Source organism: Pseudarthrobacter sp. SL88 (assembly GCF_026672455.1).
In the GTDB taxonomy this organism is placed as follows: domain Bacteria; phylum Actinomycetota; class Actinomycetes; order Actinomycetales; family Micrococcaceae; genus Arthrobacter.
The window spans coordinates 1,270,909-1,283,728 of the sequence record NZ_JAPPRD010000001.1; the positions used below are offsets into that span (position 1 = coordinate 1,270,909).

The window sequence follows — 12,820 nt, forward strand, 5'->3', positions numbered from 1 at the left end:
CAGCGACCTTCCTTGCGAGACGGCCGCGGACCCTGTTCTTTCAACGTCTGTCCGGGCGCCTCGGGTTCCCGGTGCCCTGGAGTTTAGACTCGTTGGGGCACGGCCGCAGCGGCCGTCCGGGAACTGACTGGGGTGGAGATGGAGATGCCGACGGCGGACAGGGCTGCGCGCGTAAGGCCTCGGCGGGTGCCGCTGCAGGCGCTCGCGGCCGGAGCCGCAGTGGTGGGTACTTTGCTGGCGGGGTGCAGCGTAGATGTCCGTGATCCGTCCGTTCCCGAACCGGTGCAGAGTCCGTCGGTGCTGGCCACCCCCAGTATCACTCCAGGCCATGACGCTGAAGCTGTGGCTGCGCAGGACCTTCCCTTCAGCGCCGGCGGCATCCTGGCGCGCGGTGTTCCGGTGGGGCTGGCGGACGGCCTGAAGGAGGCCCCGGGGTGGAAGCAGGTCAAGGACAACGTCGCCGGTGAAAGCCAATATCTTAAGGCGGACGGTTGCCTGGTGGCGGCGAAGGTCCGGGCCAACCAGTCGGCGTTGGCCAAGGGGGACGACCGCGAATCCACAGTGGCGCTCTTCAAGTACCTGGATCCCACCATCCTCCCGGAGTACCTCAAGACGGAGAAGTTGCGGTGGGGCGGCGATCCTGACGCGCCCGCCCGTACCGTCGAGGTGCTGGCGCTGGAGCCCGCCGTTCCGCAGGGCGGCCGGGCCACGGCAATCCTGGCCCGGCTGTTTGCTACTGCAGGTTCTTCGGTCTACGTCAGTGTGTCCTGCCCCGATACCGCATCCTTGGGGTCGGCACGTGGAGACGTCGTAAAGTTCCTGCCGGTCCTGCCACCGTCCAACTAGGTGGTCCGCGGCGCTGTCTGCTCCTGCCGGGACGCTCCGTTCCGCTGGGCGCTGCTCCATTGCGCCAGGCGGTTGAGGGCCAGTGCACCCACCAGCAGGCCGAAATCCCGCAGGGCAACGTCGAAGAAACTTCCCAGGACGAGGAGGTTGATGATGATGCCGGCCAGCCATGCGGCCACCAGCAGGGATCCGAAGCGGGGGCGCACTGCGACGGCGATGCCCGCCACAACCTCCACGACACCCACCACGTACATGAAGGTCTGGGGTTGGAGCGGCACTACGGCGGTGGCCTGCGGGGCGAGGTAGATGGTCCAGTCCGTGAGCACGTTTGTGAACTTGTCCAGTCCGAACAGGATGGGCGCAACGGTGAACACCGTGCGCAGGAGCAGGAAGGCCTGCCGCGCCGGATCAACGGCCGTCAGGTGATAGGGGCGGGTGGCTGATGAAGTTTTCATGGCAACTCCTTCTAAAAGTAGATTCCACTATTTTAGAAACGTTGGGAGTCTATAATCAAGAGATCTTGACTATGGAAGTGGTGGACAATGGGTAGGCTTCCCTGGGCGCGTCGTGTGGCGGCCCTCGCCTCGCTGGCCGACGACAAGCGGCTCCGGATTTTTGAACTCGTCGCAGCCGCCCCGCATGCGCTGGGACGCGATGAAGTAGCCGGCGCGGCCGGTGTACCGAGGAGCACCGCCTCGTTCCACCTCGACCGGCTGGTCCAGGACGGCCTCCTGTCCGTGGAATTCCACAAGCCGCCGGAGCGCACCGGACCCGGATCGGGCCGGCCGGCCAAGATGTACCGGCCCGCTGCCCATGAAGTTACGGCCTCGGTTCCCGAGCGGAACTATGACCTTGCCGGAGAAGTCCTTGCTGCGGCCATTGAGCGGGCGCAAACCACGGGGGAGACGGTGGGCGATGCGCTTCGGGAAGCAGCCTTTACGGCGGGCCGCGACCAGGCCGGCGGCGCCGCCTCGCTGGAGGACTTCCTGACGGCCACGGGATACCGGCCGGTTCCGGACGGGAGTGGCGGCTACACGCTGCCAAACTGCCCGTTCCACCGGCTGTCACGGGAGTACCGGGACGTGGTCTGCGTCATGAACGGAGCCTTCCTGCGTGGCGCCGCGCAGGCCTGCGGGGGCAGCGGGGACGATGTGGCTGCCGCCGCCGTCCCGGGAGGATGTTGCGCCAGGATCAATGCAGACGCGGCCGCGGAGACATCTGCGGAGACCCTCCGGCCAGGGGCCGTCACGCCCCGGGGATAGAATTGCAGCGTGTCCGCCTACCTCGACCACGCCGCCACCACCCCACTTTCCGCTGAAGCGCTGGCCGCATTGACGCGCGAATTGGCCCGTACCGGAAACCCATCGTCGCTGCACGGCTCCGGGCGGCGGGCACGCCGCACCGTCGAGGATGCCCGGGAATCGGTGGCCGCCGCCGCCGGCGCCCACCCCTCCGAAGTCATCTTCACCTCCGGCGGTACTGAGGCTGACAACCTCGCCGTCAAGGGCCTGTTCTGGTCCCGCGTGGCTGAGGACCCGGCGCGCCGGCGGATCCTCTGTTCCGCCGTCGAGCACCACGCAGTACTGGACACTGTGGAATGGCTGGAGCGGCACGAACACGCCGACGTGACCTGGCTGCCCGTAGACAGCGACGGCGTAGTGGACCTGGACGTCCTGGGCGCCGAGCTTGCGCGCGATCCCGGATCCATCGCCCTGGTGACCGTGATGTGGGCCAATAACGAAGTGGGGACCATCCAGCCCGTTTCGCGGATTGTCGAGATGGCCCACGCAGCCGGCGTTCCTGTCCATTCGGATGCCGTCCAGGCCTTCGGCTCGGTAGAGGTGGACTTCAAGGGCTCGGAACTGGACGCCATGTCCGTGTCCGGCCACAAAATCGGCGGGCCGGTGGGCGTGGGGGCGCTGCTCCTTGGCCGGGCAGTCAAGTTGACCCCGGTCCAGCATGGAGGGGGCCAGGAGCGCGATGTCCGCTCGGGAACCCTGGATACGGCGTCGATCGCCGCTTTTGCCGCTGCTGCCCAGGGAGCCACCTCCGCCCTGGCCTCCGAGTCCAGCCGGATCGCCGCTCTTCGTGACCGGTTGATCGACGGCGTTCGGGAGCGGGTGCCCGAAGCGGTCCTCCGGGGTGCGCCCGGCGATGGCCGGCTCCCCGGCAATGCCCATTTCACCTTCCCGGGTTGTGAAGGCGATTCCCTGTTGTTCCTCCTGGATCTCGCCGGGGTGGAGTCCTCAACCGGCTCTGCTTGTACCGCCGGGGTGCCACGCCCCTCGCATGTCCTCCTGGCCATGGGGCTGGATGAGGAAACCGCGCGTGGTGCGCAGCGCTTCACCCTCGGCCACGCGTCCACGGAGGCGGACGTGGAGGCCCTGCTGGCAGCGCTTCCGGATGCCTGCGCCCGTGCGCGGCAGGCGGGGATGGCCGGCCACGAGTCCTCCATCCAGACGGCCGCAACGGTGGCCCGCCGAAGCGTACGCTGACCGTTTGCCGCTGCCGGCCGCGGGCGGGCAAGGGCGGCGATTTGCGGCCGGCCGTAGAATAGATAGGCGAGGATCGTTTTCCGGCTCGTGCCGGCGGTCCGCCCCGGGCCACGAGCCGAATACCTCCCACCAGAAAGCCAGCATGCGAGTTTTAGCAGCCATGAGCGGCGGCGTTGATTCCGCCGTTGCAGCCGCCCGCGCCGTCGAGGCAGGCCACGACGTCGTCGGCGTCCACCTGGCGCTGTCCCGGATGCCCGGTACGCTGCGGACGGGCAGCCGGGGTTGCTGCACCATTGAAGACTCGCGGGACGCCTGGCGTGCTTGCGACGTGCTCGGCATTCCCTACTACGTGTGGGATTTCTCGGAGCGCTTCAAAGAAGATGTGGTCCAGGACTTCATCGACGAGTACGCCGCGGGCCGCACCCCCAACCCCTGCATGCGCTGCAACGAACGGATCAAGTTCGCAGCGCTTCTCGAAAAGGCCATCGCCCTGGGCTTTGACGCCGTCTGCACCGGCCACTACGCCAAAGTCATCGAAGACTCCCACGGCAACCGCGAGCTCCACCGCGCAGCGGACTGGGCCAAGGACCAGAGCTATGTTCTGGGCGTCCTGACCCACGAGCAGCTCAAGCACTCGATGTTTCCCCTTGCAGACACGCCGTCCAAGGCCGAGGTCCGTGCGGAGGCTGAGCGCCGGGGATTGTCGGTAGCCAACAAGCCCGACAGCCACGACATCTGCTTCATTCCCGATGGCGACACTGCCGGATGGCTCGCCGAAAAGATCGACATGGCCACCGGGGACATCGTGGACGAAACCGGCGCGAAGGTTGGCGAGCACCCCGGGGCCAACGCCTTCACGGTAGGCCAGCGCCGCGGCCTGAAGCTCGGGCGCCCGGCCGCTGACGGCAAGCCCCGTTTCGTGCTGGAGATCCGGCCCAAGGAAAACAAAGTTGTGGTGGGGCCCGAGGCGCTGCTGGCCATCGACGAAATCCAGGGCATCAAAGTCTCCTGGGCCGGACTGCCCATCGAGGAAGTGGAAACCGGCGAAGAATTCGATTGCTATGCGCAGGTCAGGGCCCACGGGGACCCCGTGCCGGCGCGTGCCCGGATGGAAGCGGATCCCGACGCCGCGGACGCCGCGGCTCGGCTTGTGGTCACGCTGACCGACCCGCTGCGTGGTGTCGCACCAGGTCAGACGGTTGTCCTGTACCAGGGCAGCCGGGTGCTCGGCCAGGCCACCATTGACGCCGCCCGTTCGCTGCAGCGCGCAGTGCTCTAGGACATTTCCCCAGGCCGGGCAGTCGCCCGCCTCACGACGCCGCCCGGCACAATATGGGCGGCGTCTTTAGCCGTGCTGCCCCTTGACCGGCGGGCCGGAGGAAAACATCTGTTGCCCAAGGTAAATTTTGTGTCTCAACTCACAGGATTGGCGCTCCTGGGTGCTGACTCTCTGATTGAATCTACCCATCAGCACTGCGCGCCGCTGCCCGGGCTCATGCGCTTTTTCGTGGCCGGCGCGCAGGTACTCATCGGACAGAAAGTTCAGAGATGACCAAGAGCAACAAAGCACTGCACGGCGCCATCGCGCTGGCAGGCATCTCCGCGCTCGCACTGACGGCCTGCACGGGCCCGTCGGGCGGCGGCGGTACCTCCACAAACGGCAGCGGAGGCAGCACGATTACCCTCGGGACGACTGACAAAGTGGTCACCCTCGACCCCGCGGGTTCTTACGACGCCGGTTCCTTCCTGGTGATGAACCAGGTCTACCCCTTCCTGCTGAACGCCAAGCCCGGAAGTGCGGACGCCTCGCCGGACATCGCTGAATCAGCGTCCTTTACCGCCCCCACCGAGTACACGGTCAAGCTCAAATCCGGCCTGAAATTCGCCAACGGGCATGCCCTCACTTCGTCGGATGTGAAGTTCTCCATCGACCGCGTGGTGAAGATCGCGGACCCCAACGGCCCCGCGTCGCTGCTGAGCAACCTGGAATCCGTTGAGGCGACTGACGACACCACCGTTGTGTTCAAGCTCAAGGCCGCAAACGACCAGGTCTTCCCGGGCGTCCTGGCTTCAAACTCGGGACCCATCATCGACGAGGAAGTCTTCCCGGCGGACAAAGTCATGGGCGACGACGAGATCGTCAAGGCCAAGCCCTTCGCCGGTCCCTACAGCATCGACAGCTACAAGAAGAACGAGCTCATCAGCCTTAGCGTGAACCCTGACTACCAGGGACTGCTCGGCAAGCCTGCCAACGACGGCGCAAACATCAAGTACTACGCCGACGCCAATAACCTCAAGCTCGATATCCAGCAGGGCAACATCGATGTTGCCGGCCGGTCGCTGACCGCCACGGACGTCGCCGACCTGGAGAAAGATTCCAAGGTCAAGGTCCACAAGGGGCCCGGTGGCGAGCTGCGGTACATCGTCTTCAACTTCGACACCATGCCGTTCGGTGCGAAGACTCCCGAGGCCGACCCCGCAAAGGCACTGGCCGTCCGCCAGGCAATGGCCAACATTGTGGACCGCGACGCCATCGCCACCCAGGTCTATAAGGGTACGTACCTGCCTGCCTACTCCGTGGTCCCGGAAGGATTCCTCGGCGCAAAGCAGCCGTTGAAGGACCTCTACGGAGATGGCGGAAAGCCGAGCCTGGACAAGGCCAAGAAGGTCTTCGCCGATGCAGGAATCAGCGGTCCGGTCACCATCAAGCTGCAGTACAACCCGGACCACTACGGCAGCTCCTCGGGCGACGAATACGCCATGATCAAGGAACAGCTTGAAAAGTCCGGCCTGTTTACCGTGAACCTGCAGTCCACCGAGTGGGTCACCTACTCCAAGGACCGCACCGCCGATGCCTACCCGGTGTACCAGCTGGGCTGGTTCCCCGATTACTCCGATCCGGACAATTACCTCACCCCGTTCTTCGTTCCGGGTAACTTCCTGAAGAACCACTACGACAACGCCGACGTTGCGGCACTGATCCAGAAGCAGCTGACCACGGTGGACAAGGACGAGCGCGTCAAGATCCTGGGCGAAACCCAGGACGCCGTCGCCAAGGACCTCTCCACCCTGCCTTTGCTCCAGGGTGCCCAGGTCCTGGTGGCCGGTGCCGACGTCAAGGGCGTGGAGACCACCCTGGACGCTTCGTTCAAGACCCGCCTGGGTGTCATCTCCAAGTAGTCCGGCCAATTCTGCCCACGGCGGGAGATGGGGCGGGATGCATCAGCATCCCGCCCCGTTGGCCGCCTCCAGCCAGTCCTGTGGGGGAGCAATGGCGCGGGCTTTAGTTTTTAGGTAATCCGATGACCACATTGATTGAAGCGCCGCCGGAAGATTCCGACGGCCTGTTGCCGGCCAAGAAGAAGTCGTCCGGCGGGGGACTTGGCCAGTACATCCTGATCCGTTTCCTCCTGATTTTCCCCACTATCCTCATCCTGGTCACCATGGTGTTCTTCCTCATGCGGATCACAGGCGACCCGATCACCGCCGCAATGGGTGGCAGGCTGCCGCCCGACCAGCTGCAGCAGCGGATCACCGCCGCCGGCTACGACCGGCCCATCCTGGTGCAGTACTTCGAATATCTGGGACAGCTGGTGACCGGCAATTTCGGGACCACACTGTCAGACAACCGCAAAGTGACCGAAATGCTCGGCACCTACGGGTCCGCCACCCTGGAACTGAGCATCAACGCCCTGATCGTGGCGCTCCTCGTCGGCATTCCGCTGGGCATGCTGGCGGCACACCGCAGGGACCACGTTCCGGACGCCGTCCTGCGCATCTTCGCCATCCTCTGCTACGCCACCCCGGTATTCTTCGCCGGACTGCTGCTGAAGCTGACGTTCTCTGTCTGGCTGGGCTGGCTGCCGGTGGCCGGGCGGGCAAAGACATCAACCGAGCTGGCACTGACTTCGCTTCAGGCGCCCACGGGTATCTATTGGCTCGACGCATTGCGCAGCGGGAACATGGCTGCCCTGGGCGACGTCATGGCCCATGCTGTGCTTCCGGCCATCGCCCTGGGCCTCCTGACAGCAGGGATCTTCCTCCGCCTCGTACGCACGAACGTCATCGGCACGCTCGGTAAGGACTATGTCGAGGCCGGCCGTTCCCGCGGGGTCAGCGAGTTCAGGCTGGTGACCAAGCACGCGTACAAACCGGCGCTGATTCCGATCATCACCGTGATGGGATTGCAGATCGCCGTGATGCTCGGTGGTGCAGTCCTGACCGAGAAGACCTTCGAATGGAAGGGGCTGGGCTTCCAGCTGGCAACCTATCTTACGGCCCGTGACTACGTTGCCGTCCAGGGCATCGTGGTGCTCCTGGCAGTCATCGTCGCCACCACCAACTTCATCGTGGACGTCGTCGCCGCGCTGATCGACCCGCGGGTGAGGTACTGACCATGTCCACAACTGAAGTTCCAGCACCCGTGGCCAACCCGCGGGCCTCCTTCTTCCTTCGGCTCCCGGTGGTGTCGCATGTGCGCCAAAGCGTGGGGCTGCAGCGCGGGATGCTCATCATGGGCCTCGTCCTGACGGCAGTCTTTCTCCTGACCGCACTGCTTGCCCCGTTCATCGCGCCGTACGGGTTCGCCCAACTGTCTGACGGTGACGGAAACTTTCCCGCCCAGCAGCCACCCGGCGGCAAGCACCCGCTGGGCACCACCGTGGGTGGCTACGACGTCCTCTCCCGCGTGATGTGGGGAACCCAGACGGCACTGCTCGTCATCATCATCGCCGTTGTGCTGTCCATCTTCGCCGGAGTCATCCTTGGCCTCGTCAGCGGCTACATCGGCGGCTGGCTTGACCGGATCCTGGTGGTGGTGGCGGACGCCATCTACGCCTTCCCTTCCCTGCTGCTGGCGATCGTCATGGCCATCGTGATCAGCGGGGGGCAGTCCAGCCTCTTCGGTGGTGTCATGGCAGCGGCCATATCCATCACCGTGGTGTTCATCCCGCAGTACTTCCGGGTCATCAGGGCTGAGACCATCCGGCTCAAAGCCGAACCGTTCGTTGAGTCCGCCAAGGTGGTGGGTGCTTCGAACCTGCGCATCATCACCCGCCACATTTACCGGAACGCAACGCGGACACTGCCACTGATCTTCACGCTCAATGCGTCCGAGGCGATCCTCACCCTCGCCGCACTGGGTTTCCTCGGCTTCGGCATCGAACCCAGCTCCGCCTCCGAATGGGGCTTCGACCTGAGCAAGGCCCTTGCCGACACCACCTCCGGTATCTGGTGGACGGGAGTCTTCCCGGGCCTCGCCATTGTGTGGGTGGTCCTGGGACTGACCCTGGTGGGTGAAAGCATCAACGACCTCAACGATCCCCGCCTGCGCGGCCGTAAACGGGCGAACCGCAAGGCCCCGGCCGCCTCTCCGGCCGCCAACGCCGCCCCGGGACCTGACACAGAATCGAGCAACCCGTGACCGAAAACCTGGATACGCCATCGGGCAGCGGAGGCCCCGGACCGAAGACTGTCCTTGGCATCGACCATTTGCAGGTCACCTTCGCCACCGACTCCGGCGACGTTCATGCCGTCAAGGATGTGAGCCTGGAGCTCAAGGCCGGTGAAGTCCTGGCCATCGTTGGGGAGTCGGGCTCGGGCAAGACCGTCACCGCCAAAACCATCCTCGGCCTGCTACCTGAAACGGCCACCAGCTCCGGCGCCGTCCTCATCAACGGCACCAACATCATCAGCCTCAGCCCTGCCCGCCTGCGCCAGATCCGCGGGCGGGACGTGGCAATGGTGTTCCAGGAACCGTCCACGGCGCTGAATCCGGTGTTTACTGTCGGCTGGCAGATCGCAGAGGGTATCCGCGCCCACTCCGGACAGGGCGGCGGCAAGCGGGTCTCAGCCAAGGAAGCCAAGGAACGGGCCATCGATGCCCTGCGCAAGGTGGGTATCCCGGATCCTGAACACCGGGTGAACTACTACCCGCACCAGTTCTCCGGCGGGCAGAAGCAGCGGGTGGTCATCGCAGCAGCCCTCGCACTGAACCCCGGACTGATCGTGGCTGATGAACCCACCACAGCCCTCGACGTCACCGTCCAGGCGGAAATCCTGGAACTGCTCCGCGACCTGCGCGGCCAATACGGCACCTCGATCGTCCTGATTACCCACAACATGGGTGTGGTGGCAGACCTGGCCGACAGGGTGGTGGTGATGTACCGGGGCGACATCGTGGAAGAGGCCCCGGCGCGGAAGCTGTTCGCTGAGCCCAAGCAGGAGTACACCCGGCAGCTCCTGGCCGCAGTGCCGCACCTGGGCCGGAACTCGGCGTCGGAAGGGCTGACGGAACGGCGCCACCAGGAAGAGGAGGTGCTGGTCGAGGCGAAAAACCTCACCATCGAATACCCGGGAAGGCTGGGAACACCGGCATTCAAGGCAGTGGACGGCGTCAGTTTCACCCTGTCCAGGGGTGAGGTATTCGGGCTGGTGGGGGAGTCCGGCTCCGGCAAGACCACCATTGGGCGGGCCATCGCCGGCCTGAACCGGACCACCGGCGGCAGCCTCAAGGTCCTTGGCTACGAGATGCTGGACCTGCGGGAAAGGACCTTCAAACCGCTCCGCAAGGACATCGGCTTCGTCTTCCAGGACCCGGCCGCTTCCTTCAACCCGCAACTGACCATCGGGGACTGCATCGCCGAGCCTATGGTGATCCACACCCGGCCCAGCGAAGCGCAGCTGCGCAAACGCGTCGGCGAGTTGCTCGAATCAGTCCAGCTCCCGGCGTCGTATGCGGGACGGTACCCGCATGAACTCTCCGGCGGGCAGCGGCAGCGGGCGTCGCTGGCGCGCGCGCTGAGCCTGAACCCGCGGCTGCTGATTGCGGACGAGCCGACGTCGGCCCTCGACGTCTCGGTCCAGGCGAAGGTCCTGGAGCTGTTCCGGGACATCCAGGAGGAGTTCGGTTTCGGCTGCCTGTTCATCAGCCACGACCTTGCGGTGGTAGACATCCTGTCCACGTGGGTGGGCGTGCTGTACAAGGGAAAGCTGGTGGAACAGGGGATCGGCAGCCAGGTCATGGGAAGCCCGCAACACGACTACACCCGCCGCCTGATCGCATCGCTTCCCGTTCCCGATCCTGACGAGCAGGCCCGGCGGCGGGAGGAAAGCCGGGCATTGCTGGGCCTCTAGGAGCGGGGTTCGGCCACGGTGTGAAGCGCCGGTGCGGCAGACGCTGCACCGGCGCTTCACAGCCGTTTCATTACGCTGCCTGCCCATAGACTGGATGCATGACGCAGCACAACCTCCATTCTTCCGGTTCCGACGATTTTGACCCCTCCGCCAGTTCGTTGGCCGGGCAGGTCGACCAGTCGGTGATGGCTGAACTGCTGTCAATCCGCTCCAGTATTGACAACATCGATGCGACGCTGGTGTACCTGCTGGCGGAGCGGTTCAAGGCAACGCAGAAAGTCGGATTCCTCAAAGCCAACCACCGCCTGCCTGCGGGCGATCCCGGGAGGGAAGCGGCGCAGATCGCGAGGCTTCGGAGGCTGGCGGAGGACGCGCACCTGGATCCTGCGTTCGCCGAGAAGTTCCTCAACTTCATCATTGGCGAAGTCATCCGGCACCACGAAGCCATTGCCGAGGACCACCAGGCGGCGACCGGCCGGCAGGCGCAGGCGCCGACGCGCGCGTGACCGCCCAACACCCGGGGGCTTCCGCTCCGGCGCCGGAACAGCTCCTGCCCACGGAAGTGACCGCCACGGCACTCGGGCAGTGGCCGGGTGAAGACCCCTATGAAGCAGCGCGGATCATCCGTGGCGAACTCGGCAGCCCGCACATGCCGTTCCTCGCCGAGCTCCCGGCCCGCGGCGTCGGGTCCGACGCCTTGGGGCGCACCGCGTCCCTCCTTGAAGAGCTGGCCGTCGATGTGCAGCCCTTCGGCTGGCGCCTGGTGGACCGGCCCGGCAAGGATTACCGCCGCGCGGCCTCGGCGTTGTCCACGGACATCAATATCCTGGCCGATGTCGCAGGCGCAGAAGACAGCCCTGCCCCGGAAATCAAGGTTCAACTGGTCGGCCCGATGAGCCTTGCTGCTGGACTGCACCTGCATAACGGTGAGCGTGCCCTGATCGACTACGGTGCCCGGAGGGACCTCGCGGCGTCGCTGGCTGCCGGCGTGGGAACGTACCTCGGCAGGGTGGCGGCCGCCGTGCCCGGAGCCCGGCTGGTTGTCCAGCTTGACGAACCGGACATCGCTGCGGTCCTGGCCGGCACCATTCCCACGGCCAGCGGCTACCGGACGCTCCGCGCGGTGGCAGGTTCCGAAGCCCGGGATTCGTGGCGCCTGGTCCTTGATTCATTACGCGCTGCCGGCGCCGTGGAAACTGTTGTTGCGGTACCTGAGGTGGAGGCGCCTTTCGAACAGATCCTCGCGGCCGGGGCCGACGGTATCGCCGTGCCGCTCAAGGCGCTGACCACCCGCCAGTGGGAACAGCTGGCGGGTGCCGCTGAAGCGGGAAAGCGGCTCTGGATCGGTGCGCTGGACGTTGCCGGCAGTGCACGGACGAAGACCGCTGACTGTGTTGACGCAGTCTGGCGCCCGTGGCGGCAGCTCGGGCTTCCTGCCGCGGCCATCAGCAGCGTCCGGATCACTCCCTCATCCGGGCTCGCCGCCGTCACCCCGTCCCGGGCACAGGAACTCCTGGGCCAGCTCACCAAGGTGGCCGACGGCCTGAACCAGCAGGCCCTCGGCTAGGGCAGACCGCGCCGGGACGGTCAGGTTCGGTTTTCCCACCGGTCAGGCTGTGCGTAGCGGGGCAGGAAACTCTGGGCGGAGCTGCCGCCGGTGTAGGGCCGCAGCCGGTAATCGAAGCTGCCGGCGTACACCAGCACCAGGCCGATCTGCGGTTGGATGACTTTGACCTGGATGCGGTGCCTGCCGGCGGGGCCTACGGCCGGGTCCCACCATTGCTCGGCGTAGGCCTTGGCGTCCAGGGCAGACGGCAGGGGAATGCGCAGCGGCCCCAGGAAGAGGCGGGACGCCTCGGATACGCCGCGCAGCCTGCCCTCCGGGGTCACCCTGAGGTTCAGGTCGGTGACCATCCGCCGGTACCGTCCCACGTAGTCCACCAGGTGGCTTCCGCCGCGCGGACCTTTTCCTTTGCCCTGCTCCTGTTCTTCGCTCCACTGGTTGACGCTGGTGGTGTCCTGGAACATGCGGGTGCGGCCCGGGAATCGGATCTCCCGCCGTGCCGTGAGGCTGGAACGGCCGAAGGGATCGAGGTGCGCGTGGTTCTCGATGCGGAACGGGACATTCTCGCCGTACTCCGGAAAGAACGCCTCTTCGCTGCTGGTAAGCCGCATGAGTGGGCGCAGCCAGGACTGGCGGCAGCCCACGACGTCGAACGTTCCCTCACCGACGCCGTACCGCCCCGAGCCGGGCACCAGCGAAAAGTACTCCTGGAGTTCCGGCTGGAGCCGGCTAAAATCCGCGCCCAGGGCCTGCTGATAGATCGGTGCGTTCAAGGGGACCT

Annotated in this window: 12 protein-coding genes; 10 read left to right on the forward strand and 2 right to left on the reverse strand. The window is 65.8% G+C overall.

The features are described from left to right. The first annotated feature begins 144 nt into the window (after positions 1 to 144). A complete protein-coding gene (locus OVA06_RS05865) occupies positions 145 to 846 on the forward strand; it encodes a hypothetical protein (protein ID WP_261619175.1) in 702 nt (233 codons plus the stop codon). Here OVA06_RS05865 and OVA06_RS05870 read toward each other — a convergent pair. Continuing rightward, a complete protein-coding gene (locus OVA06_RS05870) occupies positions 843 to 1,301 on the reverse strand; it encodes a hypothetical protein (protein WP_261619176.1) in 459 nt (152 codons plus the stop codon). The genes OVA06_RS05865 and OVA06_RS05870 overlap by 4 nt on opposite strands. 87 nt (positions 1,302 to 1,388) lie before the next feature. Between OVA06_RS05870 and OVA06_RS05875 the strand changes: the two genes are divergently transcribed. From OVA06_RS05875 to OVA06_RS05915, 9 genes are all read left to right on the forward strand, one after another. Further along, positions 1,389 to 2,108: a helix-turn-helix transcriptional regulator gene (locus OVA06_RS05875; protein ID WP_268156966.1), complete on the forward strand. Its 720-nt coding sequence runs from the start codon at positions 1,389 to 1,391 to the stop codon at positions 2,106 to 2,108. 9 nt (positions 2,109 to 2,117) lie between these two features. Then, entirely contained in the window at positions 2,118 to 3,341 is a 1,224-nt protein-coding gene (locus OVA06_RS05880) for a cysteine desulfurase family protein (protein ID WP_268156969.1), read from the forward strand. A gap of 142 nt (positions 3,342 to 3,483) precedes the next feature. After that, a complete protein-coding gene (mnmA, locus tag OVA06_RS05885; protein WP_082497507.1) occupies positions 3,484 to 4,620 on the forward strand; it encodes a tRNA 2-thiouridine(34) synthase MnmA in 1,137 nt (378 codons plus the stop codon). A 269-nt stretch (positions 4,621 to 4,889) separates the two neighbouring features. Then, the gene (locus tag OVA06_RS05890) at positions 4,890 to 6,521 is read left to right on the forward strand and encodes an ABC transporter substrate-binding protein (protein WP_056084949.1); all 1,632 of its coding nucleotides are present in this window, start codon (positions 4,890 to 4,892) and stop codon (positions 6,519 to 6,521) included. A gap of 122 nt (positions 6,522 to 6,643) precedes the next feature. Further along, a complete protein-coding gene (locus OVA06_RS05895) occupies positions 6,644 to 7,735 on the forward strand; it encodes an ABC transporter permease (protein ID WP_056084952.1) in 1,092 nt (363 codons plus the stop codon). A 2-nt stretch (positions 7,736 to 7,737) separates the two neighbouring features. Continuing rightward, positions 7,738 to 8,763: an ABC transporter permease gene (locus OVA06_RS05900; RefSeq protein ID WP_056084955.1), complete on the forward strand. Its 1,026-nt coding sequence runs from the start codon at positions 7,738 to 7,740 to the stop codon at positions 8,761 to 8,763. Next, the gene (locus OVA06_RS05905; protein WP_056084958.1) at positions 8,760 to 10,475 is read left to right on the forward strand and encodes an ABC transporter ATP-binding protein; all 1,716 of its coding nucleotides are present in this window, start codon (positions 8,760 to 8,762) and stop codon (positions 10,473 to 10,475) included. The genes OVA06_RS05900 and OVA06_RS05905 overlap by 4 nt, the downstream gene beginning before the upstream one ends. A gap of 98 nt (positions 10,476 to 10,573) precedes the next feature. Next, entirely contained in the window at positions 10,574 to 10,981 is a 408-nt protein-coding gene (locus OVA06_RS05910) for a chorismate mutase (protein WP_056084961.1), read from the forward strand. Next, positions 10,978 to 12,042 (forward strand): hypothetical protein, encoded by a 1,065-nt coding sequence (locus OVA06_RS05915; protein WP_268156974.1) that lies wholly within the window; start codon positions 10,978 to 10,980, stop codon positions 12,040 to 12,042. The genes OVA06_RS05910 and OVA06_RS05915 overlap by 4 nt, the downstream gene beginning before the upstream one ends. Before the next feature lie 20 nt (positions 12,043 to 12,062). On the opposite strand, the gene OVA06_RS05920 is transcribed toward OVA06_RS05915, so the two are convergent. After that, on the reverse strand, positions 12,063 to 12,812 hold the full coding sequence (locus OVA06_RS05920) for a DUF4166 domain-containing protein (RefSeq protein ID WP_268156976.1): 750 nt from the start codon (positions 12,810 to 12,812) through the stop codon (positions 12,063 to 12,065). Positions 12,813 to 12,820 lie beyond the last annotated feature (8 nt).

Bases quoted from the DNA above. Each gene is read 5' to 3' on its own strand.
- OVA06_RS05865 (WP_261619175.1), top strand. From the start codon at position 145: ATGCCGACGGCGGACAGGGCTGCGCGCGTAAGGCCTCGGCGGGTGCCG.
- OVA06_RS05870 (WP_261619176.1), bottom strand. From the start codon at position 1,301: ATGAAAACTTCATCAGCCACCCGCCCCTATCACCTGACGGCCGTTGAT.
- OVA06_RS05875 (WP_268156966.1), top strand. From the start codon at position 1,389: ATGGGTAGGCTTCCCTGGGCGCGTCGTGTGGCGGCCCTCGCCTCGCTG.
- mnmA (WP_082497507.1), top strand. From the start codon at position 3,484: ATGCGAGTTTTAGCAGCCATGAGCGGCGGCGTTGATTCCGCCGTTGCA.
- OVA06_RS05890 (WP_056084949.1), top strand. From the start codon at position 4,890: ATGACCAAGAGCAACAAAGCACTGCACGGCGCCATCGCGCTGGCAGGC.
- OVA06_RS05895 (WP_056084952.1), top strand. From the start codon at position 6,644: ATGACCACATTGATTGAAGCGCCGCCGGAAGATTCCGACGGCCTGTTG.
- OVA06_RS05900 (WP_056084955.1), top strand. From the start codon at position 7,738: ATGTCCACAACTGAAGTTCCAGCACCCGTGGCCAACCCGCGGGCCTCC.
- OVA06_RS05910 (WP_056084961.1), top strand. From the start codon at position 10,574: ATGACGCAGCACAACCTCCATTCTTCCGGTTCCGACGATTTTGACCCC.